At 48.1% G+C, this 24,321-nt stretch carries 26 protein-coding genes; 16 read left to right on the top strand and 10 right to left on the bottom strand.

What is annotated here, in order from left to right; genetic code table 11:
• Positions 1 to 3: 3 nt before the first annotated feature.
• From rsxG to gstA, 5 genes are all read left to right on the top strand, one after another.
• Positions 4 to 630 (top strand): electron transport complex subunit RsxG, encoded by a 627-nt coding sequence (gene rsxG / locus LC084_RS05850; RefSeq protein ID WP_226570160.1) that lies wholly within the window; start codon positions 4 to 6, stop codon positions 628 to 630.
• Positions 627 to 1,316 (top strand): electron transport complex subunit E, encoded by a 690-nt coding sequence (locus LC084_RS05845; protein ID WP_226570159.1) that lies wholly within the window; start codon positions 627 to 629, stop codon positions 1,314 to 1,316. The genes rsxG and LC084_RS05845 overlap by 4 nt, the downstream gene beginning before the upstream one ends.
• The gene (gene nth, locus LC084_RS05840) at positions 1,316 to 1,951 is read left to right on the top strand and encodes an endonuclease III (protein ID WP_226570157.1); all 636 of its coding nucleotides are present in this window, start codon (positions 1,316 to 1,318) and stop codon (positions 1,949 to 1,951) included. The genes LC084_RS05845 and nth overlap by 1 nt, the downstream gene beginning before the upstream one ends.
• A gap of 612 nt (positions 1,952 to 2,563) precedes the next feature.
• Entirely contained in the window at positions 2,564 to 4,069 is a 1,506-nt protein-coding gene (gene dtpA, locus LC084_RS05835) for a dipeptide/tripeptide permease DtpA (RefSeq protein ID WP_226570155.1), read from the top strand.
• A 169-nt stretch (positions 4,070 to 4,238) separates the two neighbouring features.
• The gene (gene gstA, locus LC084_RS05830) at positions 4,239 to 4,844 is read left to right on the top strand and encodes a glutathione transferase GstA (protein ID WP_226570153.1); all 606 of its coding nucleotides are present in this window, start codon (positions 4,239 to 4,241) and stop codon (positions 4,842 to 4,844) included.
• Between the two features lie 55 nt (positions 4,845 to 4,899).
• Here gstA and pdxY read toward each other — a convergent pair whose 3' ends face one another.
• The 5 genes from pdxY to anmK all read right to left on the bottom strand — a co-directional run bounded on the left by pdxY (position 4,900) and on the right by anmK (position 9,505).
• Positions 4,900 to 5,760: a pyridoxal kinase PdxY gene (pdxY, locus tag LC084_RS05825; RefSeq protein ID WP_226570152.1), complete on the bottom strand. Its 861-nt coding sequence runs from the start codon at positions 5,758 to 5,760 to the stop codon at positions 4,900 to 4,902.
• 81 nt (positions 5,761 to 5,841) lie between these two features.
• Complete coding sequence (gene tyrS, locus LC084_RS05820) at positions 5,842 to 7,116, bottom strand: tyrosine--tRNA ligase (protein WP_226570150.1); 1,275 nt, start codon at positions 7,114 to 7,116, stop codon at positions 5,842 to 5,844.
• Positions 7,117 to 7,263: 147 nt separating this feature from the next.
• Complete coding sequence (gene pdxH / locus LC084_RS05815) at positions 7,264 to 7,920, bottom strand: pyridoxamine 5'-phosphate oxidase (RefSeq protein ID WP_226570148.1); 657 nt, start codon at positions 7,918 to 7,920, stop codon at positions 7,264 to 7,266.
• A gap of 56 nt (positions 7,921 to 7,976) precedes the next feature.
• Positions 7,977 to 8,297 carry an MliC family protein gene (locus LC084_RS05810; RefSeq protein ID WP_226570137.1) on the bottom strand — a complete coding sequence of 107 codons (321 nt, stop codon included), beginning with the start codon at positions 8,295 to 8,297 and terminating at the stop codon, positions 7,977 to 7,979.
• Positions 8,298 to 8,380: 83 nt separating this feature from the next.
• On the bottom strand, positions 8,381 to 9,505 hold the full coding sequence (anmK, locus tag LC084_RS05805; RefSeq protein WP_226570135.1) for an anhydro-N-acetylmuramic acid kinase: 1,125 nt from the start codon (positions 9,503 to 9,505) through the stop codon (positions 8,381 to 8,383).
• A gap of 261 nt (positions 9,506 to 9,766) precedes the next feature.
• Here anmK and slyB point away from each other — a divergent pair, with 261 nt between their 5' ends.
• Positions 9,767 to 10,234, top strand: coding sequence for an outer membrane lipoprotein SlyB (gene slyB / locus LC084_RS05800; protein ID WP_036108663.1), 468 nt, complete (start codon positions 9,767 to 9,769; stop codon positions 10,232 to 10,234).
• Between the two features lie 323 nt (positions 10,235 to 10,557).
• Here slyB and slyA read toward each other — a convergent pair whose 3' ends face one another.
• Positions 10,558 to 10,992, bottom strand: coding sequence for a transcriptional regulator SlyA (gene slyA, locus LC084_RS05795; protein WP_226570133.1), 435 nt, complete (start codon positions 10,990 to 10,992; stop codon positions 10,558 to 10,560).
• A 177-nt stretch (positions 10,993 to 11,169) separates the two neighbouring features.
• On the opposite strand from slyA, the gene LC084_RS05790 reads away from it, so the two are divergent.
• Genes LC084_RS05790 through LC084_RS05780 form a run of 3 tightly spaced genes read left to right on the top strand, consistent with a single transcriptional unit; the run spans position 11,170 to position 14,303 of the window.
• The gene (locus tag LC084_RS05790; RefSeq protein ID WP_226570131.1) at positions 11,170 to 11,406 is read left to right on the top strand and encodes a DUF1656 domain-containing protein; all 237 of its coding nucleotides are present in this window, start codon (positions 11,170 to 11,172) and stop codon (positions 11,404 to 11,406) included.
• Between the two features lie 6 nt (positions 11,407 to 11,412).
• The gene (locus LC084_RS05785) at positions 11,413 to 12,279 is read left to right on the top strand and encodes an efflux RND transporter periplasmic adaptor subunit (protein WP_226570129.1); all 867 of its coding nucleotides are present in this window, start codon (positions 11,413 to 11,415) and stop codon (positions 12,277 to 12,279) included.
• The gene (locus LC084_RS05780) at positions 12,276 to 14,303 is read left to right on the top strand and encodes an FUSC family protein (RefSeq protein ID WP_226570127.1); all 2,028 of its coding nucleotides are present in this window, start codon (positions 12,276 to 12,278) and stop codon (positions 14,301 to 14,303) included. The genes LC084_RS05785 and LC084_RS05780 overlap by 4 nt, the downstream gene beginning before the upstream one ends.
• Before the next feature lie 183 nt (positions 14,304 to 14,486).
• Here the strand turns inward: LC084_RS05780 and LC084_RS05775 are convergent, their stop codons facing one another.
• The gene (locus LC084_RS05775) at positions 14,487 to 15,380 is read right to left on the bottom strand and encodes an aldo/keto reductase (RefSeq protein ID WP_226570125.1); all 894 of its coding nucleotides are present in this window, start codon (positions 15,378 to 15,380) and stop codon (positions 14,487 to 14,489) included.
• Positions 15,381 to 15,433: 53 nt separating this feature from the next.
• Positions 15,434 to 15,676 (bottom strand): DUF1289 domain-containing protein, encoded by a 243-nt coding sequence (locus LC084_RS05770; RefSeq protein WP_226571146.1) that lies wholly within the window; start codon positions 15,674 to 15,676, stop codon positions 15,434 to 15,436.
• 236 nt (positions 15,677 to 15,912) lie between these two features.
• Between LC084_RS05770 and eptA the strand changes: the two genes are divergently transcribed.
• The 5 genes from eptA to rnt all read left to right on the top strand — a co-directional run bounded on the left by eptA (position 15,913) and on the right by rnt (position 20,602).
• Positions 15,913 to 17,529, top strand: coding sequence for a phosphoethanolamine transferase EptA (gene eptA, locus LC084_RS05765; protein WP_226570123.1), 1,617 nt, complete (start codon positions 15,913 to 15,915; stop codon positions 17,527 to 17,529).
• Positions 17,530 to 17,598: 69 nt separating this feature from the next.
• Positions 17,599 to 18,201, top strand: coding sequence for a TetR/AcrR family transcriptional regulator (locus LC084_RS05760; RefSeq protein WP_226570121.1), 603 nt, complete (start codon positions 17,599 to 17,601; stop codon positions 18,199 to 18,201).
• A gap of 44 nt (positions 18,202 to 18,245) precedes the next feature.
• Positions 18,246 to 19,343, top strand: a complete 1,098-nt coding sequence (gene nemA / locus LC084_RS05755; RefSeq protein WP_226570119.1) for an alkene reductase — start codon at positions 18,246 to 18,248, stop codon at positions 19,341 to 19,343.
• 88 nt (positions 19,344 to 19,431) lie between these two features.
• Positions 19,432 to 19,842 (top strand): lactoylglutathione lyase, encoded by a 411-nt coding sequence (gene gloA / locus LC084_RS05750; RefSeq protein WP_226570117.1) that lies wholly within the window; start codon positions 19,432 to 19,434, stop codon positions 19,840 to 19,842.
• A gap of 94 nt (positions 19,843 to 19,936) precedes the next feature.
• Entirely contained in the window at positions 19,937 to 20,602 is a 666-nt protein-coding gene (rnt, locus tag LC084_RS05745) for a ribonuclease T (protein WP_226570115.1), read from the top strand.
• 85 nt (positions 20,603 to 20,687) lie between these two features.
• Here the strand turns inward: rnt and LC084_RS05740 are convergent, their stop codons facing one another.
• Positions 20,688 to 21,032: a Grx4 family monothiol glutaredoxin gene (locus LC084_RS05740; RefSeq protein WP_226570114.1), complete on the bottom strand. Its 345-nt coding sequence runs from the start codon at positions 21,030 to 21,032 to the stop codon at positions 20,688 to 20,690.
• Between the two features lie 329 nt (positions 21,033 to 21,361).
• Between LC084_RS05740 and LC084_RS05735 the strand changes: the two genes are divergently transcribed.
• The gene (locus LC084_RS05735) at positions 21,362 to 22,201 is read left to right on the top strand and encodes a C40 family peptidase (RefSeq protein ID WP_226570112.1); all 840 of its coding nucleotides are present in this window, start codon (positions 21,362 to 21,364) and stop codon (positions 22,199 to 22,201) included.
• Between the two features lie 122 nt (positions 22,202 to 22,323).
• Positions 22,324 to 22,905, top strand: a complete 582-nt coding sequence (gene sodB, locus LC084_RS05730) for a superoxide dismutase [Fe] (protein WP_226570110.1) — start codon at positions 22,324 to 22,326, stop codon at positions 22,903 to 22,905.
• 66 nt (positions 22,906 to 22,971) lie between these two features.
• Here the strand turns inward: sodB and LC084_RS05725 are convergent, their stop codons facing one another.
• Positions 22,972 to 24,138, bottom strand: coding sequence for an MFS transporter (locus LC084_RS05725; RefSeq protein ID WP_226570108.1), 1,167 nt, complete (start codon positions 24,136 to 24,138; stop codon positions 22,972 to 22,974).
• Positions 24,139 to 24,321 lie beyond the last annotated feature (183 nt).

Raw genomic sequence — 24,321 nt, 5'->3', positions numbered from 1 at the left:
GTGATGCTAAAAACAATGCGTAAACACGGTGTCACCCTGGCGCTATTCGCCGCAGGTTTCACTGGGCTGGTTGCCGTAGTGAACTCATTGACACAACCAGTCATTGCTCATCAGGCTATGGTGCAACAAAAAAAATTGTTCGACCAGGTTATTACTCCGGACAGCTATGATAATGCTATCCAGCATGATTGTGTGGTCGCGAAGGATACGCCTCTCGGGGTTGGTGCACATGATATCTATATTGCCCGCAAACAAGGGAAACCCGTTGCAGTAGTGATGCAGACTACTGCGCCTGATGGCTACGGTGGCGCTATCCAGTTATTAGTTGCTACTGATTTCTCTGGCACCGTACTGGGTACGCGGGTTACTGAACAGCATGAAACACCGGGTCTTGGCGATAAAATTGATGTGCGGGTATCAAACTGGATTCTGGCGTTTGCTGGCAAACGTGTAACGGGGCCTGACGATGCTTCATGGGCCGTGAAAAAAGATGGCGGGCAGTTTGATCAGTTCACTGGTGCGACCATTACTCCTCGTGCTGTGGTTAACGCGGTTAAACGCGCTGCATTGTTTGCCAAAACATTGCCGCCAGAACTGGCGACTTTACCCTCTTGTGGAGCGTCATCATGAGTGATGTAAAAACGATTTTTGTACAAGGCTTGTGGAAGAACAACTCAGCATTGGTGCAATTACTTGGTTTATGCCCTCTGCTTGCCGTCACTTCAACAGCAACTAATGCTCTGGGGCTTGGTCTGGCAACCACGCTGGTACTGGTGCTGACTAATACCGCTGTTTCTCTGCTACGGCGTTTTGTACCCAGTGAAATACGTATCCCGATTTATGTACTTATCATTGCTTCTGTAGTGACTTCAGTTCAGCTGTTAATCAATGCCTTTGCTTTTGGGCTTTATCAGTCCCTTGGGATCTTTATTCCGTTGATTGTCACTAACTGTATTGTGATTGGACGCGCTGAAGCCTTCGCCTCCAGAAACCCACCAGGGCTTGCCGCAATTGATGGACTTGCCATTGGAATGGGGGCAACGTTTGCCATGTTTGTCCTGGGCGCCATGCGTGAAATTTTGGGTAATGGGACGCTATTTGACGGTGCAGATGTTCTGCTGGGAAGCTGGGCGAAAGTTTTACGCATCCAAATCTATCACACTGATACGCCCTTTTTACTCGCCATGCTGCCACCGGGCGCTTTCTTTGGCCTGGGGTTAATGCTGGCAGCCAAGTACGTCATTGATGAGCGTACCAAACGCAGAGCCTTAACTCATGCGCAGGAGAACAGCGTACAAGGAGCAGAAAAAGCCTGATGAACAAAGAGAAACGTATTACTATTTTGTCACGCCTGAGGGACCAGAATCCGCACCCTACCACAGAGCTGCACTTCTCCTCGCCTTTTGAATTGCTTATTTCTGTCTTGCTTTCTGCGCAGGCAACCGATGTAAGTGTGAATAAAGCTACCGCAAAGCTGTACCCGGTAGCTAACACGCCTGCTGCCATTCTCGCGCTGGGAGTCGAAGGCGTTAAGTCCTATATCAAAACCATTGGCCTGTTTAACAGCAAAGCGGAAAATGTGATTAAAACCTGCAAAATTCTGCTGGAGCAACATGGCGGAGAAGTGCCGGAAGACAGAGCCGCACTGGAGGCTTTACCTGGCGTTGGTAGAAAAACAGCGAATGTTGTATTGAACACAGCGTTTGGCTGGCCAACCATCGCCGTAGACACACACATTTTCAGGGTATGTAACCGTACCGGGTTTGCCCCAGGGAAGACGGTAGAGCAAGTAGAGGAAAAACTATTAAAAACGGTTCCTGCAGAATTTAAAGTAGATTGCCACCACTGGTTGATCCTGCATGGGCGTTACACTTGCGTAGCACGCAAACCTCGCTGTGGTTCTTGCCTGATTGAAGATCTCTGTGAGTACAAAGAAAAAACTGAAATCTAGATAAACTGTACTGATACTGGTTTGCGCCAGCACTGGCGCAAACGTTTACCTCTCATCCTGCCGCATTGGCATTTCACGATACAAACACACACTACATCGCCAAATACTCTGATTAAAAAATGCCAAAAAACACCTATTTTGGTTAATTGTTTTTTTAGAATCCAAAATTTCTATAGATTTCTTATTTCCAACCTCACCACTGGCGAAATGTTAAAAAATGCGTAACGAAACCTAACCAATTATCTGTTTTATAAGGGGAAAAACTCAAATACGGAATAAAATATTAGATTTATTTATAAAAATAGATATAAAAACCAAATTATATCAACATTTCTATATATATCACTATAAATAAGAAAAAACGCAATTCAATGAAAGAAAAATCTTATATTTTTTAATCAAACAAAATTTATAACTGCATAACAATTGTTTTAACCTGGCAATGCTCTGTCAGTTGCATATGTAAAAGAATATGACAAATTGCTTGCCAGACGCCCCATATTAAGGAAAAGTACCCGCCGTTTTCCCCTCCCATAACAAAATCAGAGTCGTCTTAAGCGCCATCTGATTAAAAACGCCCCATTAGTACGGGATGTAAAATAAGAGGTATATGTGTCGACCGCAAACAATAAACCAGCAGAAAACATTAGTCTTAATGCTTTCAAACAACCGAAATCGTTTTATCTCATTTTTTCAATTGAATTATGGGAGCGCTTTGGTTACTACGGCCTGCAAGGGATTATGGCTGTTTACCTGGTTAAACAACTGGGTATGTCTGAAGCGGATTCAATTACCCTTTTCTCTTCCTTCAGCGCTCTTGTCTATGGGCTGGTCGCTATCGGTGGCTGGTTAGGCGATAAAGTTCTGGGTACCAAACGCGTCATTCTACTGGGTGCGCTTGTTCTGGTTGTTGGATACGCATTAGTTGCCTGGTCCGGGCACAATGCAGCCATTGTTTATGCAGGCATGGCAACAATTGCTGTTGGTAATGGCCTGTTCAAAGCGAACCCGTCAGCGCTGCTGTCTACCTGTTACCCGAAAGATGACCCACGTCTCGATGGTGCATTCACGATGTACTATATGTCCATCAACATTGGTTCATTCTTTTCTATGCTTGCCACCCCCTGGCTGGCAGCAAAGTTTGGCTGGAGCATCGCGTTTTCCCTGAGTGTTGTGGGGATGCTGATTACCGTGGTGAACTTTGCATTCTGTAAAAAATGGGTAAAAGACTACGGTTCCAAACCAGATTTTGCACCAGTTGACCTACGTAAACTGTTTGCCACTCTGGTTGGTGTTCTTGTTCTGATTGCCATAGCCACCTGGTTACTGCATAACCAGCAAATCGCCCGTTTCGCACTGGGTGTCATCGCTTTGGGTATTGTCGCGATTTTTGCTAAAGAAGCTGCTGCCTTGCAAGGCGCTGCACGCCGTAAAATGGTTGTTGCGTTTTTGCTGATGCTGGAAGCAGTGGTGTTCTTTGTTCTTTACAGCCAAATGCCTACCTCACTGAACTTTTTTGCTATCCGCAATGTTGAGCACAGTATTCTGGGTATTGCTTTCGAACCTGAACAATACCAGGCACTGAACCCGTTTTGGATTATGATTGGCAGCCCAATCCTTGCAGCCATTTACAACAAAATGGGCGACCGCCTGCCAATGCCTGTCAAATTTGCGATTGGTATGGTGTTGTGTTCCGGTGCGTTCCTGATCCTGCCCGTAGGGGCTCGTTTTGCCACAGATGCAGGTATTGTGTCGGTTAACTGGTTAATTGCCAGCTACGCATTGCAAAGTATTGGTGAGCTGATGATTTCCGGCCTTGGCCTTGCGATGGTGGCACAATTAGTTCCACAGCGCCTGATGGGCTTCATCATGGGGAGCTGGTTCCTGACTACAGCTGGTGCTGCAATTATTGCGGGTAAAGTCGCAAACCTGATGGCTGTACCAGAGAATGTCACTAACCCAGTAGAGTCTCTGCAGGTTTATGGCCATGTCTTCCTGCAAATTGGGATTACCACTGGCATTATTGCTCTGTTAATGCTGCTGACAGCGCCAAAACTGCACCGCATGACGCAGGACGACGACAAGAAAGCCAGCGAGCCACAGACAGTGACTGCCTGATTATTCTGGGGAAACAGCATAATAGTCACTGTACCTGAGTACAGTGGCTATGTATTACCAACCTGTACTTTTGCTTAGCGCCTTTCATTCTGCTTTTCTTTCTCTTCCTTGCCAACTACCATCCTTCTAAGCAATCCCATACCTGGCTGTTACACAAGGAGCCTTACCGATGAAATTGTTTTATAAAGCAGGCGCATGTTCTTTGTCACCACATATTGTTTTGCGTGAGAGCGGCCTTGATTTCACTCTGTCACGGGTGGATTTACAGGATAAAACCACAGAAAGTGGTGAAGATTTCTGGTCTATCAACCCAACCGGACAAGTTCCCGCTCTGTTGTTGGATAACGAAACATTGCTGACAGAAGGTGCGGTGATTGTCCAATATATTGCCGACCAGGTACCAGACCGCCAGCTCCTCCCCCCCGTTGGCACGCTGTCCCGTTATCAGGCGCTTTCCTGGCTGAATTTTATTGCCACTGAGTTGCACAAAGGCTTCACTCCCCTGTTCTCTGCTGAAACACCAGAGTCCTGGAAAGCGAGTTGTACAAGCAAACTGCTGAAAAAAATGAGTCTGGTCAATGATGCGCTCAGTAATAAGCACTGGTTAATGGGGCAACGTTTTAGTGTGGCCGATGCTTATTTATTTACGGTGCTCAACTGGGGATACGCGTTGTCACTCGATATGAGCCAATTCGAACATATCAATGCGTTTATGGAAAGGATGCATGCCCGCCCTGCGGTTATGGCGGCACTGAAAGCGGAAGGTCTCAAATAACAGCTCCATCCCTGGAGCCGTACCAACGCAGAAGCACGTTAGTGGCAGGCAATTATTAAAGCGGCTTACTGTCAAACCACTGTTCAGGGCGGGCTATTTCGTCCTGAGCAGCAACAACTTGCAGTTCATACTCACCCATCTTCTTGGTGGTTTGCATAATGGCATACACCGCGGCAGTCACATGCTCCAACGCTTCCTGAACGGTGGCACCCTGCAGCAATTTCACCAACAGTAAACCACTGGTTACATCGCCCACGCCCACAGGCTGGCGCGCACCAAAATCAACCAACGGACGGCTGATATGCCATGCAGCATCACGGGTTACCAGCAACATTTCAAAGCTATCGTGGTTATACCCAGCACGAGCCAGGTGTTTGACCAGAACAATCTCCGGCCCTTTAGCAATCAGTTCACGTGCAGTCTCGACAGCTTCTGCCACACTATTCACTGGGTGCCCGCTGAGAATTTCCAGTTCAAGCAGATTCGGGGCAATGATATCTGCTGCAGGTAATGCACAACGGGCATGAAATTCAGCCACCCCCGGTGCCACAATGCAGCCTTTTTCCGGGTGGCCCATAACTGGGTCGCAAAAGTAACGAGCTGAGGGGTTGGCCTGCTTAACCTGTTCAACAATACGTAAAATGTGTTGGCCTTGCTCTGCGGAACCCAGGTAGCCGCTCAATACAGCATCACAACGCGTTAATTCGCCAATATCCGCAATGCCTTGCACAATATCAGTCAAATGAGACGGCGTCATAACAATGCCAGTCCATTTGCCATATTGCGTATGATTGGAAAACTGAACGGTATTAAGCGGCCAGACGTTGGCGCCAAGACGCCGCATCGGAAATTCAGCCGCACTGTTCCCCGCGTGGCCGAAAACCACGTGCGATTGTATAGCGAGGATATTTTTCATGACTAACCTGGTGATGAGTGTTGTGAGTGTTGTTCAAACAAAAAAATAAAGGCGTGGTTTTCCACGCCTTTCGATTATTAATTATTTCCAGCAAACGAGGCAGTAGTTTTTCTTACCACGGCGTAACAGTGTGTAACGGCCAAACAGGTAGTCTGCATCAGAGAAACTGTATTCAGCATCGCTCTGTTTTTGCCCATTAACAGAAACTGCATTGGAGGCAATAGTTTTACGCGCCTGGCCGCGGGAAGGCTGCAGCTCACTGTCTACCAGAGCTTGCTGGAGATCTGCGCCTTTATCCAGTTCAACCATAGGCACACCATCTTGCGCCAACTGCGCGAAATCATTTTCGGTGAGGTCTTCCAGGTGGCCATTAAACAGGCTTTCAGTAATACGTTTTGCAGCAGCTAACCCTTCTTCGCCATGTACCAGACGAGTCACCTGCTCTGCCAGGACATACTGTGCACGCGGTGCAGTACCACTGTTTTTGTCTTCTTCTTCCAACGCGTTGATTTCTTCAAGGCTCATGAAGGTGAAGAATTTCAGGAAACGGTAAACATCGGCATCGGCGGTATTGATCCAGAATTGGTAGAACTTATAAGGGCTGGTTTTCTTCGGATCAAGCCATACTGCACCACCTTCTGTTTTACCAAACTTGGTACCGTCGGCTTTAGTAATCAGCGGTACAGTCAGGCCAAACACTTGTTTCTGGTGAAGGCGACGGGTTAAATCAATACCTGATGTAATGTTCCCCCACTGGTCAGAACCACCAATCTGCAGTTCAACACCATGCAAATCATTCAGGCAGGCAAAATCATAGCCTTGCAGCAGATTATAGGAGAATTCAGTAAATGAAATACCAACATCGTCACGGTTAAGGCGCTGTTTTACCGCTTCTTTGTTGATCATTTGGTTAACAGAGAAGTGTTTGCCGATGTCACGCAAGAAGGTCAGCACATTCATGCTGCCAAACCAGTCGTAGTTATTTGCGGCAATCGCTGCGTTATCGCCACAATCGAAATCAAGGAATGGCGCTACCTGGCGGCGAATTTTATCCACCCACTCCTGAACGGTTTCAGTCGTGTTGAGCTTACGTTCAGTTGCTTTAAAACTTGGGTCACCGATAAGCCCGGTCGCACCACCAACCAGTGCAACAGGTTTGTGGCCCGCTTCCTGAAAACGTTTCAGGCACAACAATGGAACCAGATGGCCCAAATGCAAGCTGTCGGCGGTCGGATCAAAGCCGCAATAGAGTGCGATTGGCCCCTGCGCCAGTCGTTCCACCAGCGCGTCTGCATCCGTCACCTGAGCAATAAGCCCACGCTCTTGCAATTGTTTAATCAAGTTGCTGCTTGCCATCAAATTCTCCATGTTTTATACGATTGCACCTTAACCGGTACACAAGTCTGTTCGCGCGTTGGCGAAGACATTATTAAAAGTCAGGGAGGCAATAGAATAAAGCGCCGGCCTGCATTGCGCCAGCGCTAACGTGACTATTTCCGGTGATTAAGGTGCCAGGCGGTCAATTTTCCAGGTATCCGCATCGCGCTGGTATAAAAAACGGTCATGCAGGCGGTGTTCGCCCCCTTGCCAGAATTCCATTTGCTCAATACTCACCCGGAATCCCCCCCAAAAACTGGGTAGCGGAATCTCTCCAGCCTGGAACTTCTGTTTTATCTCCAGAAATTTACTTTCCAGGATATTGCGGGCACTGATGCGTGAAGACTGCCGTGACACCCAGGCACCAATCTGGCTGTCGCGCGGGCGGCTGTGAAAATACTTCATGACATCCACTGTGGACAGGCGCTCTGCTTTGCCAGTAACGGCAACCTGGCGGTCAAGCATATGCCAGGGGAATAGTAAGCTGATGCGAGGATTTTTTTCCAACTGAGCAGCTTTACGGCTACCCAAATTGGTGTAAAACACCATTCCTCGGGAATCGAAGTGCTTGAGCAGAACAATGCGTTGCCACGGTTGCTGGTTCTCATCTACAGTGGCGACGACCATTGCCGTTGGGTCTGCCAGGCGAGCATCACACGCCTGCCCAAGCCAGCGTTCAAATAAGGTTAAAGGGTCTTCCGTCAGGTCTTTACGACGTAACCCGCCTCGAGTGTATTCACGGCGCAGACTGGCAATCTGCTGTAAGGATTCATTATCAGACATAGCAGGTATTCAGAAATCAACAGGTTGGTCTATTCTGCGCCCCACACCGCTAAATCTCAATCCTTGTTACTGACTAACTGGCAGTTGTGCAGAACCACGGTATCCCGCCGGTATACTGTTGCTTTATCACCTTTAGACCAGAACACATAAATGCCATCGGTATAACGAGCACCCGAAGCGGACAAACCTTGTTGCAAGTGCAACACCGTGTTGTCCAGCACAAAACTGGCAGACTGATTTTCCTGGTTTATGTCAACGGTGAGGGGTTTTTCGTCACACTGGTAGTTAAGTGTATCGGTGTGAATTTCATCCATAAAATGCTGGTAGGTAGTACAGCCGCTCAGCAGGAGCGGGAGAAGCAGCAGGCTTTTTTTCATAAGGCTATCCATTCTCAAACAAGCGGAGCCACTATCACTCCGTTTGTTTGAGTCTAGCCTGGTAAGCAAGCTATCCGTGTCAGTTAACTCTGATTTATCCTGTTATTAGCCGGATAAATGGCACCAAGGATAGTTTCCTCCCGTGCGCCAGTCACTGAAGGCATATTGCCTGGCAACCCGGCCATGGTTTGTGCAGCAAGCCAGGCGAACGCCAGTGCCTCCATATCATCACCACTTATCCCTGCATTATCTGTCGTTCCCACTTCAGTCCCTGGCAATAGCACCGCTAACCGGGCCATCAATAGCGGGTTGCGGCTACCTCCACCACAAACTAACAGCCGCTCGCAACCGCCGCTTAACTGAATTTGTTCAGCAACAGACGCGGCCGTTAGTTCAAGTAACGTTGCCTGAATATCTTCCGCGGGCAACACAGGGAAAGCCGCTAAATGCCGTTCCAGCCAGCCAAGGTTAAAATATTCCCGCCCGGTACTTTTGGGCGCTGGCAGGCTAAAGTAAGGGTCACTTTGCATTTGTTGTAGCAGTGGTACTACAACCTGGCCTTTACGTGCCCATACGGCATCTTTATCGAAAGGCTTACCTTTGTTACGCCAAATCCACGCATCCATTAACATGTTTCCCGGCCCTGTATCATAGCCGCGAACGGGTGAACCCGGCGTCAGGATAGTCATATTGGCAATCCCCCCCACATTCAACACTACGCGGCGTTCAACAGGATGGGAGAGCAAAGCGGCATGAAATGCAGGTACCAGCGGTGCTCCTTGCCCGCCAACAGCAATATCACGGCGACGGAAATCCCCAACGACAGTAATACCTGTTCTGGCGGCAATAATATTATTGTCACCAATTTGAAGAGTGTGCGGGGTATCGCCCAGTGGCTCATGCCACACGGTTTGTCCGTGGCAACCAATCGCCACAATGTCTTTTGCCTGAACACCCTCATTGTGCATTAGCTCGAGCACTGCATCAGCGAACAACTGCCCAAGATGTGAATCAAGCTGGCCCAACGCAGAGAGCGTTAACGCCTGCCCCTGGCAAATATTTAACACGGCTTGTTTCAGTTCCAGAGGAATAGGCCGGGTGATGCTGGCTTGCTGTGCCACCATATGCTGATCTATTGCCACCAGCACCACATCCACACCATCCAGACTGGTACCGGACATTACACCAATGTATCGCCCCGATCTCATATACCATCCTTTGCCATTATTTTATTGTAACAATTGCACCATATATCCCCGGGCATTGCCATGAATGCGTAATATTTTCTAACAACTCATCTCCGTGGTTTTCTGCCTCGGTGAAGTACGTTGATGTGTGGTTCAAATATGGACTTTTATTATTTTGAGCATGTTTCCTGGCGACGGCATTAAATTCATGCCTTTATTACCGTATAATTTATCCAGGATGATGCCTTTTCTGGGCATTACCAGGAAAAAGGAGAGTCATAGATGATTTCACGTGTGCTGGTTATTTCTTTCGTCGGGCTTACGCTGGCGGGCTGTGTTAACAACGATACCTTGTCAGGGGATGTATACAGCGCGTCTGAAGCTAAGCAAGTACAAAGCGTGACCTATGGTACCCTGGTGTCCGTTCGTCCGGTTCAGATTCAGGGCGGTGACGACAGCAACGTTATTGGTGCAATTGGCGGCGCTGTGTTAGGCGGATTTTTGGGTAATACAGTTGGCGGTGGTACAGGTCGTTCTCTGGCTACAGCCGCAGGTGCCGTTGCTGGTGGCGTAGCAGGCCAAAGCGTTCAAGGTGCCATGAACAAAACTCAGGGGGTAGAACTGGTTATTCGTAAGGATGACGGGAATACCATCCAGGTTGTTCAGAAACAAGGTGATACCCGTTTCTCTGCAGGTCAGCGTGTGAAAATGGCTACCAATGGCCGCCAAATTACCGTTTCGCCAAACTAATATGCTAAAAGGTGGTCTGTTAAGGCCACCGCAAACTAATGATCTGTATCACTTTTCTCATTTACAATTGAGTATGATACAGATCATTGCATAAATGCAGGAGGAATAACGAACGCAGTATCGGCCTTTTGCCATAGCAGGAAAACACTTCCCTTTTCCTTATCTTTACGCATATACATCATCAGCGAACGTTCGGGTGCTATCACACTATTGGGCCACAGCAAATTGCAGCACATTACATCTCTGCAGCTAATGGCCTTTATCATCATTCTGTTTTATTTTGGTTATTTTTCGCTCTTCTGGCTATTACCCCGTTCAATCATTTATTCTTTTGCTTGCAAATCAAGGATATTTCGCTCCAGCCGCCCAATAAGGCTAATCAAAATGTCTATTTCCTGCTGGCTGACTCCGCCTAAAATTTCACCGCGAGTACGGCTAATTACCAGTTCCATTTGCTCAATAATCGGTTGTGCTTTATCCGTGAGCTTAATACGCTTGGCACGGCGATCATTAGCACAGGTATGGCGAGAGATAAGTCCCTTTTGCTCAAGCTGGTCAAGAGTACGAACCAGTGAAGGTTGTTCTATGCCAATGGCTTTGGCCAACTGTATTTGTGACTGCTCTGGTGGAAGCTGATGAATATTATGCAGCGTAACCCAGTGGGTTTGAGTCAATTCAAGCGGCTTCAAGCGCAAATCAATCAGCGCACGCCAGACGCGCACTAAACGAGCAAGATCAGATCCGAGTGGTGATTCCAATTTCATCTCCTTATAATTAGCTTGCTAAGTTATTATACTTGTTACAGACTAGTTTGCAGACGCCCATAATTCAATACAAACCCTTAGTTTTAGTGAAGTTAAACAAGTATCGTTACTTTATTCTACATAGTTGTGGAATGAATGGCAGTCATCAGCATGGTTTAAAGGGATATTCCTGTGAATTTTTTTGTCTTTTCATCTGGCCTCGCTTCCCGAGACCTGATTGCCGGCTCGTCGGTCTATTTTCCACCGCTGTTTAAAGCCGTTGTTATCGGTTTCTTTATTTGGTTGATTCTTCACAGATTATTGCGAGACTGGATGTATTCCGGCGACATCTGGCACCCCACGCTTATGGACCTTTCACTTTTTGCCCTGTGTGTTAGCAGCGGTATGTTAATGCTGGCACTGGGATAACATCACATGAACCTGAAGACCCTTAAATATTTTTCCGGTTTGATGATTTTTGCCTGTGCTCTGGTTGCCGGATGGATGGTATGGAATTACTACATGCAATCACCCTGGACTCGTGATGGCAAAATCAGGGCCGAACAAATCGGCATCACCCCCCAGGTTTCAGGCCGTATTCTCACTCTGAATGTTAAAGACAACCAGTTTGTTCAGGCTGGTACTGTTCTCTTGAAGCTTGACGATACCCCCTGGCAGATTGCAAAACTTGATGCCACAGCCAGGCTGGCCAGTGCGCAGGCTGCGCTGGCCAGAGCGACACGGGAAGCCGCGCGCCGCCATAGTCTCCCTGCAAACCTGCTTGCAGGCGAAGAAATGGATAATGCCAATATCAACGTTAAGACTGCGCAGGCAGGGGTTGACGCGGCACAGGCAGCGCTGGACAAAGCAAACTGGGAAATCAATCAGACAACTGTCAGTGCGCCTGAGGATGGTTGGGTAACGAACCTGTCAACCCGTGTCGGGGATTACGCCACTGCGGGTACTGCCATATTCGCGCTGGTTGAAAGCCACTCATTTTATGTTGTTGGTTACTTTGAAGAGACTAAACTCCGTCACATAAAACCTGGTGACTCAGCCAGAATCCTTCTGTACAGCGACGATACCCCGCTTCAGGGAACTGTCGCCAGTATCGGGCGAGCTATTTATGACCAAAGTGTTGAAACAGATTCAGGGCTGATTGCAGATATCAAACCCAACGTGCCATGGGTACGTTTGGCACAACGCATTCCCGTCAGAATAGTATTAAACGCCATTCCTCAGGGGGTAACACTGGTGTCCGGCACCACCTGTACTGTTGCCATTGAGCCGAAAAAACGATGACACTGAACAGCCATTGGTTCACTTCCCTGCCCTGGCTTAAAGGCACACCAGGGCAATGGCGTTATGCATTACGTAATGCCATTGCCATGTGTCTGGCGCTTTCAATAGCTTATGGGTTGCAACTGGATGAACCCTACTGGGCCATGACATCAGCAGCGGTTGTCAGTTTTCCCACTCAGGGTGGGGTTATCAGCAAAAGTTTGGGGCGTATTGCGGGCAGCCTTCTGGGCGCATTTGCCGCACTGTATATTGCCGGGCATACCCTTGATGACCCCTGGTTATTTACCTGGGCAATGGCCGGGTGGCTGGCAGTATGCACTCTGATTGCCAGCCAGTTTCAATACAATGTCGCATACAGCTTTTCACTGGCAGGGTATACCGCCGCTATTATCGCGTTTCCGCTACTTAACACGGTATCAACCACAGAACTTTGGGATGTAGCTCAATCACGCGTGTGTGAAGTTATTGTCGGTATTTTATGCGGCGGGTTTATGATGATGGTGCTACCGGGCACAGCTGATGGCACAACTCTGCTTAATACACTCACTAACCTTCACCAGCGGTTACTTGAGCACGCAAAATTACTCTGGCGCCAGGAAACAACTGATGAGATCCGTACTGCTCACGAACGTATGATCAGCCAGATTCTCACCACTAACCTGCTACGGGTACAGGCCTTCTGGAGCCATTACCGCTTCCGTCATCAGAACCCACGAATTAATCATTTGTTGCACCAATATTTACGGGCAATTAGTGTCACTTCTGGCATTCGTCGTTTACTGATCAACTGGCCCGATGCGCCAGCCTATATCTGGCCCGCTATTGAACAGTTACTGGCGCAGTTAAGCAAACCGCAAGCAAATGCACTGGATATAGCCAGAAGCCTTGCCCACCTGAGGCCTCCGGAACAGGCTGATTACCATCACCGTGCTGTCTGGTTACGGCTGTTTCATTATTGCCAATTGTGGCAGCGCTGCCACCACGAACTACTGCAGTTAACTTTACCTGAAGACCACAAGGTAAGTCCGGCACCAAGGACACCGGCACTCGCCCGCCACACTGACTGGCTTGAATCTATCTGGGCTGCCCTGCGCACTTTCAGTGTGATTAGCATCACCAGTGCCTGGTGCATTGGCAGCCAGTGGGATGAAGGTGGTTCAGCGCTAACTCTGGCGGCTATTTGTTGCGTTCTTTATGCCACCGTCCCCACAGCATTATTTTCCCTCACCCTGTTATTACGCACACTTTTACTCCTGTCCTTATTCAGTTTTGCGGTGAAATTTGGCCTGATGGTACAGATAACCCAGTTATGGCAATTTTTGCTATTTCTGTTCCCTTTATTACTAACAATGCAATTAGTAAAGCAACAGCAGCCCAAATTTGCCGGATTATGGGGGCAATTGATTGTTTTTATGGGGTCATTCATTGCCGTCACTAACCCCCCTGTTTATGACTTTGCTGAATTTCTCAATCAGAATCTGGCTAAGATACTGGGAGTGGGTCTGGCATGGGTCGCTTTTTCTGTCTTAAGGCCGGGTTCTGATAACCGGAAAAGCCGTCGTCATATTCGTGCATTACGCCGGGCTTTTATTGACCAGTTAAGTCGCAGGCCTGCGCGTACACAGTCAATGTTTGAGTCGTTGGTGTATCACCTGGTGAGTCAGTTGAATAACAGTAAAGACGAAACCAGCCGCCGCTGGTTGCTACGTTGGGGGGTGGTACTGCTTAATTGTTCTCACGTCGTGTGGCAACTGCGTTCCTGGGGCACACCCGGAGATCCTCTGATACAAGTGCGTGACGTTGCACTTAACTTAGTACAAGGCGTAATGACTGACCGGGGGGTTCACCACCGCAGCCTGGACAACGCACTCGCAACGTTAATAAGGCTAACCACAACGCTTGAACGCCATCACCGGGAAGATGCACGCAACCTGGCATCACATATTTGGATGTTGTATTGCTCGTTATCTCAGTTACAGTTAGCGCCCGTTCTTCCTGCTATTGAGCAAAATCCCCAACCATAAGCCGCAACCTTACACAATTCATGGTTGATAATGATTATCATTACTGTTAACTTATTTTCCACGGCATGACGAGTAACGACCTCAATCGTGCCGTACGACATTGCTCACATTGCTTCCAGTATTGTTTGCCCGTCCTCAGGACGGGCTTTTTTTTACCCACGAATACTCTGAACCATTTTTCATTCAAGGCACATCGTAACCCAAAGCGGCTTTACGGATACTGAACCATTGTGTGCGGGTTAATTGAATGTTCTGCGCGCCAACTGCGTCACGCACCCGGTTAATTTTACCTGAACCTATAATCGGTAATGCCTGGCATGGCAGCGCCAGTATCCATGCATAAACGACCTGCTCAAGGCTCTGAGCCCCGGTTTGCTCAGCAACGTTACCCAGCATATCCCGTAGTGCTGCATTCTCGGGTGAAGAAAAGAGCCGCCCGCCCCCCAAACACGACCACGCCATTGGCCGGACACGCAGCTGTTGAAGTTGATCAAGCGTGCCATCAAGTAACAAAGGTTGGTGTACTGGTGAAATTTCAACCTGGTTAGTGGCAAGAGCAAAAGGTAACCTTGACTGAAGCAATGCAAATTGGGCCGGGGTAAAATTCGAAACACCAAAATGGCGCACTTTTCCACTCTGGTGCAAATCAAGAAAAGCCTGTGCGACCTCATCTGCATCCATCAGTGGGTCCGGGCGGTGTATCAGGAGTAAATCAAGGTAGTCTGTAGCAAAGTGGCGCAGTGAAGTTTCCGCGCTGCTGATAATATGCTGTTTATCGGTAATATAATGACCAATCGTATTACCCGGCCGAGCCAGGGTTGCAATACCACATTTGGTGACGATTTCCAGTTTTTCGCGCAACGAGGGCGCTACTTTTAAAGCCTTACCAAATGCCTCTTCACACTGATAATCACCATATATATCTGCGTGGTCAACTGTGGTAATACCCAGTTCAATGTGTTGCTCAATAAATGTAACCAGAGACTGAGGCGACATCCCCCAGTTCATCAACCGCCAGTACCCCATGATAAAACGTGAAAATTCCGGCCCCTGGGGAGCAATGGCTAAACGTTGCATAGTCTGTTCCTGTTTTAACAAATTATTCAGGCGAGTATAGCTTGCCCGAAAGGTTAAAACAGTGATGGTTGTTGGTCTGTATCATCGGGGGCCGGCTTTCCTGCACGCAATTTACGCAACATGCGCTGCCGACAAAGCCTGATAACATCCTGCTTTTGCGCATCAGTCATTTTTTGCCAGTTAAAGCGTTCCTCGCGGCTACGCATGCAACCGCGGCAATAACCTTTATCGTCGGTCTGGCAAATTCCCCTGCACGGGCTTGGAACCGGAAAAAACTCTAACTGCTCAGCCACAATTCAACCTCATCGACCCTATTCAGTTATTGAAGACGTTATCCGTGAGTGGTGCAAGTTTAGTGCTCCAGTAATCCAGGCTCTGGGCATAAAGGGTAAAGTTAAACACTCATATCATATTCTGAGTAACGGCAGCGTATTATATGAATTGATTGGCCATTAATCAGGGGATTAAGGTTTTACTAATCTTCGCGGGATAAATTAGCAACCTGTTCAATTCCCTGACTTCGAATAAAATAATGTTTAAAAAGTTACAGTGTAACGATTCACAGTTTACACTTTTCAGCGCACTCATTTTCACTTTGATTAATAGCCTGTTTATTGCTCGTTGCTGGGAGATAATTCACCCCAATAACATCCATACTGTGCTGTTTGCACTGAGTATTCCTTTGGTTCTGTTCGCAGCCTGGATAATTATTTTTAGCCTCTGTGCCTTGCCCTGGATACGAAAACCGCTGATTGCGCTACTGCTTATTGGCAGCGCAGCAAGCAATTATTTTATGTTCACATTTGGTGCGGTTATTGACCGCGACATGATGTTAAACATTTTTGACACCAATACACAGGAAGTCACGGCACTGTTAACGCCACAACTCTTTGTGTGGCTGATTCTGTCTGGAGTTGTTCCCGCTGCTTTGCTTTTTGTCATTAAAGTGCGCAAAGAACGTTGGTGGGGCGTGCTCTTACTACGCGGGTTAATGGTTATCAGCGCCATTATGGTTATTCTTTTGTCTGCCAGCACGTTGTACAAAGATTATGCGTCACTGTTTCGTAACAACAAAGAAGTGGTAAAAATGGTGACCCCGCCAAACTATGTCACTGGTTTTATTCAGTTTGCCCATAAACAACTTGCGGGCGATACCAGCCAGTTGATTACTCAAGGCGAAGATGCCACTAAAGGCGACTTGATTCGCAGTCAGAGTAAAAAAACTGTCGTTATTTTGGTTCTTGGCGAAGCCTCCCGCGCACAAAATTATTCTCTGGGTGGGTATCAACGCGAAACCAACCCGGAACTTGCTAAGCGAGATATTATCTGGTTCAATCATGCAACATCATGTGGTACGGAAACAGCGGTATCTGTTCCTTGTATGTTTTCTGGAATGACACGAAGCCAGTACGATGCAGACCTTGCACATCACAAAGAAGGGCTAATGGATGTGCTGGCTCACGCGGGGGTTAATGTGTTATGGCGGGAAAACGACGGTGGCTGCAAAGGTGCCTGTAATCGTATACCTCATACCGACATGACGAAATGGAATTTGAAAGAGGTTTGCCACAATGATGTTTGCCTGGATGATGCCGACTTATATCGCCTGCCAAATATTCTTGATGGGATTCAGCATGATACAGTAATTGTTTTGCATTTAATGGGAAGCCATGGGCCTGCCTATTATGAGCGCTATCCGCAAAATATGCGCCGTTTTACTCCAACCTGTGATACCAACCAGATACAAGACTGTACACGTGAAGCGTTAATCAATACTTATGACAATTCGATTTTATATACTGACAGTATTGTCAGCCGCACAATAGACATGCTGAAGCAACACACCAACATGAATACTGCACTGATGTACTTATCTGACCACGGTGAATCACTGGGTGAAAATGGTATCTACCTGCATGGCACTCCATGGCTAATTGCACCAGCTCAGCAAACCCATATCCCATTGTTATTCTGGCTTTCGGATAACTACACTCGCGGATTCCATATTAACCGCGGCTGCCTGCAGCAAAAGGGCAAAAATGATGACGTGTCTCAGGATAATCTTTTCTCCACACTGCTTGGCATGATGGATATTCATACCCACGTCTATCAGCAAAACATGGATTTACTCGCCTCCTGCCGCCAGTAATGCAAAAACCGCACGCAAGGATAAGGTCTGCCTCTTGCGTGCGACCAATCGGTCTATTACATTTCGCCTATGATGAAAAATCCTGAACGCGATACCCGTGAACATATCCTCATAACAGGTGAACAATTGTGCCTGCAAAAAGGTTTCACCGGTATGGGGCTCAGTGAACTGCTGAAAACTGCAGGCGTGCCCAAAGGGTCCTTCTACCACTATTTCCCCTCCAAAGAAGCATTCGGAGTATCGATGCTGGAGCGTTATTACACGCAATATGATGACCGCCTTGCCACGCTTTTTGGCTGTGACTGCGGCGATGCACCACACATGCGGGTAATACGGTGGTTTGAGAATGCAGTTGAACAGTTTCAGTTACAAACAAATGTTACAGGCTGCCTGGCTGTCAAACTTTCTGCTGAAGTGTGCGATTTATCAGAATCAATGCGTACCAGCATGGAGGCGGGCTCCCGAAAGGTAGTCGAACATCTTGCCAAAGCAATTGAACAGGCTAAGCAGTCAGGCTTCCTTATGCCTGATACTGAGAGTCATAGTCTGGCACAGGTTATTTATTCACTCTGGCTTGGTGCAAACTTGCAGGCGAAGACCAGCAGGTCTGCCGCCCCACTGGAAAATGCTCTGGCCCATGTAAAACGGATCTTCGCTAATATTCCAGCCTGATTTTTTATTTCCTAACAAGACGACCGGTCTACTAAAGAGGTTTTATGTCTACACAGAAATTGTTTACCCCACTACAAGTAGGTGCTGTAACCCTACCTAACCGTGTGTTGATGGCCCCTCTTACTCGCCTGCGCAGCATTGAACCAGGCCAGGTGCCTACAGCGCTGATGGCTGAATATTACCGCCAGCGTGCGTCTTCAGGCTTAATTATTTCAGAAGCGACAAACATTTCCCCACAAGCCCGGGGTTATGAAGGTGCACCAGGTATTCACAGCGAAGCACAAATCGAAGCCTGGCATAAAATTACTGACAGTGTTCATCAGGAAAACGGCCATATTGCTGTTCAACTGTGGCACACAGGGCGTATTTCCCATTCATCCCTGCAACCTGATGGTCAAGCGCCGGTAGCACCATCGGCTATCAGGGCCGAAACACGTACTTCGCTTCGGGATGAAAACGGCCATGCAGTAAGGGTGGACACCTCTGTACCACGCGCGCTAACGACAGAGGAGATTCCGGGAATAGTGGCAGATTTTCGCCAGGCGGTTGTTAATGCCAAAACAGCCGGGTTTGATCTTATCGAGCTGCATAGTGCCCATGGTTATTTACTGCATCAGTTCCTGTCTCCGGCATCTAACCAGCGAACAGACCAGTATGGTGGCAGTATCGAAAACCGTACCCGTCTGGCGCTTGAAGTGGTTGATGCAGCCTGTGAAGCCTGGTCAGCCGACCGTATTGGTATCCGCATTTCACCTCTGGGCCCGTTTAATGGGCTGGATAATGGTGAGGATCAGGAAGAAGCCGCACTGTATTTTATCGAAGAACTGGATAAACGCGGGCTGGCTTACCTGCACATCTCCGAACCAGACTGGGCAGGTGGCGAACCTTACAGCGATACGTTCCGTCAGGCGGTACGTGACCGTTTCAGCGGCGTTATCATTGGTGCCGGTGCTTACACTCTGGAGAAAGCACAAGCGCTTATTGAACGCGGCCTGATTGATGCTGTCGCCTTTGGACGCAGTTATATTTCCAATCCAGACCTGGTGGCGCGCCTGAAGCATAACGCCCCACTCAATTCCCCACACCCTGAAACTTTTTACGGTGGCGATGCTCAGGGGTATACCGATTATCCCACTCTCTGATCCATTACATTGATAGCGGCGCAGATTCGCCGCTATACTTGGTTTCCCTGAGCATTAACTGATTAAACACTAACGGATGAGGAAAATTATGCGCTTACTCCACACTATGCTCCGCGTCGGGGATCTCCAGCGCTCTATTGCGTTTTATACTGAAGTTTTGGGTATGAAGCTCCTGCGTACCAGTGAGAACCCTGAATATAAATACTCCCTGGCTTTTGTTGGCTACGGTCAGGAAAGCGATGAAGCTGTTATCGAACTGACCTGGAACTGGGGCGTTGACAGCTATGAAATGGGTACGGCTTTTGGCCATATCGCTATTAGCGTAGAGGATGCAGCTCAGGCATGTGAGCGCATTCGCCAGAATGGCGGGAAAGTAACCCGTGAAGCGGGTCCAGTTAAAGGCGGCACAACGGTTATCGCTTTTGTCGAAGATCCTGATGGCTACAAAATCGAGTTGATTGAAGCCAAAGATGCAGGCAAAGGCCTGGGCAACGCATAATCACTCTCTGGCGGGCTTTTTATGCCCGCCTGCTGCATCCCCACCTGAAATTTGCCATAATGCGCGCAGCTTTTACCGCAATAATGAGACGCTGATGTCGGAAAATGTTCAACTAAACGGTCTGAATGACCGCTTTCGTGGTTTTTATCCTGTTGTGATTGATGTCGAAACGGCTGGCTTTAACGCACAGACCGACGCACTGCTGGAAATTGCCGCTGTCACGTTAAAAATGGATGAAGAAGGCTGGCTTTCCACTGACCAGACTCTGCATTTTCATGTCGAACCGTTTGAAGGTGCCATTCTTAACCCGGAAGCACTGGCATTCACGGGTATCGATCCTCACAACCCATTGCGCGGTGCGGTTACAGAGTACGAAGCGCTGCACGCCATTTTTAAAATGGTACGCAAGGGAATTAAAGACCAGGGGTGCTCACGGGCTATTATCGTGGCGCACAATGCTAATTTTGATCACAGTTTTTTAATGGCTGCGGCAGAGCGTAGCTCACTCAAACGCAACCCGTTTCACCCATTTGGTACTTTTGATACCGCCGCACTGAGCGGCCTGGCGCTCGGCCAGACAGTGCTGGCTAAAGCCTGTCAGACTGCGGGTATCGCGTTTGATAACGCTCAGGCCCACTCCGCCTTATATGATACTGAACAAACAGCACTGCTGTTTTGTGAAATTGTTAACCGCTGGAAACGACTCGGTGGTTGGCCTGTGGCGCTGCCGCAAGATACAGCAGAGAGCGAACAGGCATAACTTTCCCCGGGCCCGGGCCAGATTTCTCTGGCTATGGGCAGTAAAAAGGCGCCTCATGGCGCCTTTTTACTTTGCGGGTAATTAATTACTCACCCTGGCTTTCGTCACGATGGCGGTCTGCCGCCTCTTTAATCAGCGACTGCAGCTCACCACGTTGGTACATTTCAATCACGATATCGCAACCGCCAACCAGTTCACCTTCTACCCACAATTGCGGGAAAGTCGGCCAGTTAGCATATTTTGGTAGCTCAGCACGGATATCCGGGTTTTGCAAAATATCGACATAAGCAAACCGCTCGCCACAAGCAGATAACGCCTGTACCGCCTGTGCTGAAAAGCCACAGCTCGGTAATTTAGGGGAGCCTTTCATATAAAGCAGGATTGGGTTTTCAGCTATCTGGCGCTGAATTTTTTCAATTGTAGAGCTCATTGTCTTACTTCCTCAAAGCGGCAGAAAGGCATTGCTGGTGGCAACCAACAGGCAGAAAAATCTTAGCCTGTAGTTTCACCTGGCCCGCAACACCGAAACCGTTAAACATGCCTTAAGGATAACAGTTTTATCAAACAGAGAATACCCTGCGCCAGGTCAAACACTGGTCAGATAAACGTCACATTGGTTATTTTTTTCGCGTACGAACACAAAAGCGTAAGGCAATATAAAAAGATTATTAACATTATTGTGTTATCTATATTAGAATCCTTTGGTTTAATCATTTTCTGGCAGGCAATGCAGCCTGCTTTTTCAGGGGACTCAGACGAGTGGCGCGGATAAGCAAACTCTCTATTTCGTTCTGTGCACTGCTAATAACCTTGCCATGGACGCCTTTAACTCAGGCGTCGGAACACACCCGCCATTCAGCTTTGCAGAAGGCGCAACACAGCAACGTTATTCCCAAACACACCAGCAAAAAAGCCAGTACCCACAGCACCAAATCTACCAACCGCAAAACCCACAGTGTTTCAGCTTCTGCCAAAAAGCCTGTTACAAAAACCACTAAACACACTACGCGCACCGCTAAAAATCATACTAAGGCCACGGTACGTCAAGGCAAGTCTTCTCGCCTGGTGCGCAATGAAGTTCAAATGGAAACGGTGTGGACAGAGCAATGTTCACGGGCACGCAAAGGCCATAAAAAACATTGTGTAAAGGTAAAAACAACACGTCCGTTAGCAACCGCCGCACACAAAAAAGTGTTACGTGCTAAAACTGCGGCAATATCCACCCTGATGAATCAGATTGGCAAGCCCTACCATTGGGGGGGAAGTTCCCCGCGCACCGGGTTTGACTGCAGCGGTTTGGTCTATTATGCCTACAAAGACTTGGTTAAATTCCACATTCCGCGCACCGCAAATGAAATGTACCACCTGAGGGATGCGGCTCCGGTTGAACGTGGCGAATTACAAAGTGGCGATTTAGTGTTCTTCCGTACTGAAGGCCGGGGAACAGCCGACCATGTAGGTGTTTATATCGGTGGTGGAAAATTTATTCAGTCTCCGCGTAGTGGGCAGGACATCCAGATAACCTCCCTGAGTGAAGATTACTGGCAGCGCCACTATGTAGGTGCCCGCCGAGTAATGACATCCAAAACCCTGCGATAAAATCTTGCCTGCTTCTGTATTGGCGGGCAACGCATTCTTTTTATTCTAGTTTTATATTGGTAATATAAAACCTTATAAAATGTGTTATTTTTGTTAAGTACACAATAACAAGGAGTGAAGCAATGTCATTTGAATTACCTGCATTACCGTATGCAAAAGATGCGCTTGAACCGCACATTTCTGTGGAAACACTGGAATACCATTACGGTAAACATCATCAAACCTATGTGACCAACCTGAACAACCTGGTTAAAGGTACCCCGTTCGAAGGCAAATCTCTTGAAGAGATCATCTGCTCTGCTGAAGGCGGTGTATTCAATAACGCGGCTCAAGTATGGAACCACACTTTCTACTGGAACTGCCTGGCACCAAATGCAGGTGGTGAACCGACCGGTGCAATCGCTGATGCTATCAATGCCGCTTTTGGCAGCTTTGCTGATTTTAAAGCAAAATTTAACGATGCAGCGGCTAAGAACTTTGGCTCTGGCTGGACCTGGCTGGTTAAACAAGCAGATGGTAGTCTGGCTATCGTTTCTACCTCTAATGCAGGTACACCGCTGACTGCTGGTGCAACTCCATTACTGACTGTTGATGTGTGGGAACACGCCTATTACATTGACTACCGTAACTCCCGCCCTAACTACCTGGAACATTTCTGGGCTCTGGTGAACTGGGAATTTGTTGCGAAAAACCTCGCAGCATAAGTGCAGTAATGTAAAAACAAAAAGCGAAGCCGAGGCTTCGCTTTTTTTACAGCAAAAAAGAAAAAATCAGTCGGCTGTTTCACAAACACGGTTATCAGCCTGGCGGTTAATTAACACCAGCAATAAGCCGACTGCAGCAACTATAGCCCCCATAACAGGTACTACCTGGTAGCCCAACCCTGACATTATCACACCACCACCAGCTGCTGCACCCAACGCATTTCCCAAGTTAAACGCCCCAATATTCACCGATGAAGCAAGGCCCGGAGCTTCACTGGCAACACGCATTACTCGCATCTGTAAAGGCGGAACCACACCAAATGTTGCAGCCCCCCAAACCATCATCATTAACGCGGCTCCGGCATGACTTTTACCCACCCAGGGTACCAGTGCCATACTGACAATCAGCAGCACAAGGAAACCAATAAGTGTGCCAGTAACCGATTTATCCGCTAACCGACCGCCCCAGTAATTCCCAATAGAAAAACCAATGCCTACCAGAACCAGCATTGCTGTGACAAATCCCGGAGTGGCTCCCGTGATAGTTTCCAGTACAGGGGCAATGTAAGTGTAGAGGGTGAACATCGCACCAGCACCCAATACCGTTGTGAGCAGTGCAGCCAGCACCTGAGGCCTTACAAGAACTTTCAACTCTTTTGCCACATCAGGCCGGTGGCCCTTGATATTTGCCGGAATTGTCATGAACAAGCTCAACATGGCTACCAGGCCTAATGCACCTATTCCCAGAAAAGCCATACGCCAGCCAATATATTGCCCAAGCCAGGTTGCTGCTGGCACTCCCCCGATATTAGCAATTGTTAATCCCATAAACATTGTGGCAACTGCACTGGCTTGTTTATTTGCAGGAACAACGCTTGCGGCAACAACAGCTCCCAATCCGAAAAATGCTCCATGGTTCAGGCTGGTTACCACGCGGGCGAACATTAACATGCCATAATCTGGTGCAACTGCAGAAAGCATATTACCCAACGTAAAAATGCTCATCAAAAAAACCAGAGCATTACGCCGCGAATACCGGGATAACAGCAAGGTCATCAGTGGCGCACCAATCATGACTCCAACAGCATAAGCGCTTATCAGCATCCCCGCGGCCGGAATGGATACATGCACACCCTCAGCAATAACAGGCAGCAGCCCCATAGGTGAAAATTCAGTGGTACCAATCCCAAAAGCCCCTACAGCCAGGGCCAGTAATGGAAAATTGACTTTCATCACTACCTCAATTTTGAGCCGGTCAAAACCTGCACCGACAATGACAAACAAGATAGAAACATGATGTCAGTCACATTTCATTTTGAAAAGTGGCAATAGTGATAATAGAGTTTTGCAAAATGGTAAAGAATAGCCACAGCAGAAGGCCTGAAGCAGGAAAAAGAGCCGTGCAGGCTGGAGGGA

Origin of the sequence: Mangrovibacter yixingensis (assembly GCF_020523985.1) — a bacterium.
Taxonomy (GTDB): domain Bacteria; phylum Pseudomonadota; class Gammaproteobacteria; order Enterobacterales; family Enterobacteriaceae; genus Mangrovibacter; species Mangrovibacter yixingensis.
This window is presented reverse-complemented; position numbering and strand designations above follow the sequence as displayed.

What these genes read in the sequence shown, in the direction of transcription:
- LC084_RS05760 (WP_226570121.1), top strand. Translation starts at nt 17,599, where the DNA reads ATGATGAAAAATCCTGAACGCGATACCCGTGAACATATCCTCATAACA.
- LC084_RS05740 (WP_226570114.1), bottom strand. Translation starts at nt 21,032, where the DNA reads ATGAGCTCTACAATTGAAAAAATTCAGCGCCAGATAGCTGAAAACCCA.
- rsxG (WP_226570160.1), top strand. Translation starts at nt 4, where the DNA reads ATGCTAAAAACAATGCGTAAACACGGTGTCACCCTGGCGCTATTCGCC.
- pdxH (WP_226570148.1), bottom strand. Translation starts at nt 7,920, where the DNA reads ATGTCTGATAATGAATCCTTACAGCAGATTGCCAGTCTGCGCCGTGAA.
- nemA (WP_226570119.1), top strand. Translation starts at nt 18,246, where the DNA reads ATGTCTACACAGAAATTGTTTACCCCACTACAAGTAGGTGCTGTAACC.
- LC084_RS05845 (WP_226570159.1), top strand. Translation starts at nt 627, where the DNA reads ATGAGTGATGTAAAAACGATTTTTGTACAAGGCTTGTGGAAGAACAAC.
- nth (WP_226570157.1), top strand. Translation starts at nt 1,316, where the DNA reads ATGAACAAAGAGAAACGTATTACTATTTTGTCACGCCTGAGGGACCAG.
- LC084_RS05810 (WP_226570137.1), bottom strand. Translation starts at nt 8,297, where the DNA reads ATGAAAAAAAGCCTGCTGCTTCTCCCGCTCCTGCTGAGCGGCTGTACT.
- gstA (WP_226570153.1), top strand. Translation starts at nt 4,239, where the DNA reads ATGAAATTGTTTTATAAAGCAGGCGCATGTTCTTTGTCACCACATATT.
- LC084_RS05785 (WP_226570129.1), top strand. Translation starts at nt 11,413, where the DNA reads ATGAACCTGAAGACCCTTAAATATTTTTCCGGTTTGATGATTTTTGCC.
- LC084_RS05775 (WP_226570125.1), bottom strand. Translation starts at nt 15,380, where the DNA reads ATGCAACGTTTAGCCATTGCTCCCCAGGGGCCGGAATTTTCACGTTTT.
- slyB (WP_036108663.1), top strand. Translation starts at nt 9,767, where the DNA reads ATGATTTCACGTGTGCTGGTTATTTCTTTCGTCGGGCTTACGCTGGCG.
- sodB (WP_226570110.1), top strand. Translation starts at nt 22,324, where the DNA reads ATGTCATTTGAATTACCTGCATTACCGTATGCAAAAGATGCGCTTGAA.
- LC084_RS05725 (WP_226570108.1), bottom strand. Translation starts at nt 24,138, where the DNA reads ATGAAAGTCAATTTTCCATTACTGGCCCTGGCTGTAGGGGCTTTTGGG.
- rnt (WP_226570115.1), top strand. Translation starts at nt 19,937, where the DNA reads ATGTCGGAAAATGTTCAACTAAACGGTCTGAATGACCGCTTTCGTGGT.
- pdxY (WP_226570152.1), bottom strand. Translation starts at nt 5,760, where the DNA reads ATGAAAAATATCCTCGCTATACAATCGCACGTGGTTTTCGGCCACGCG.
- anmK (WP_226570135.1), bottom strand. Translation starts at nt 9,505, where the DNA reads ATGAGATCGGGGCGATACATTGGTGTAATGTCCGGTACCAGTCTGGAT.
- tyrS (WP_226570150.1), bottom strand. Translation starts at nt 7,116, where the DNA reads ATGGCAAGCAGCAACTTGATTAAACAATTGCAAGAGCGTGGGCTTATT.
- LC084_RS05780 (WP_226570127.1), top strand. Translation starts at nt 12,276, where the DNA reads ATGACACTGAACAGCCATTGGTTCACTTCCCTGCCCTGGCTTAAAGGC.
- gloA (WP_226570117.1), top strand. Translation starts at nt 19,432, where the DNA reads ATGCGCTTACTCCACACTATGCTCCGCGTCGGGGATCTCCAGCGCTCT.
- eptA (WP_226570123.1), top strand. Translation starts at nt 15,913, where the DNA reads ATGTTTAAAAAGTTACAGTGTAACGATTCACAGTTTACACTTTTCAGC.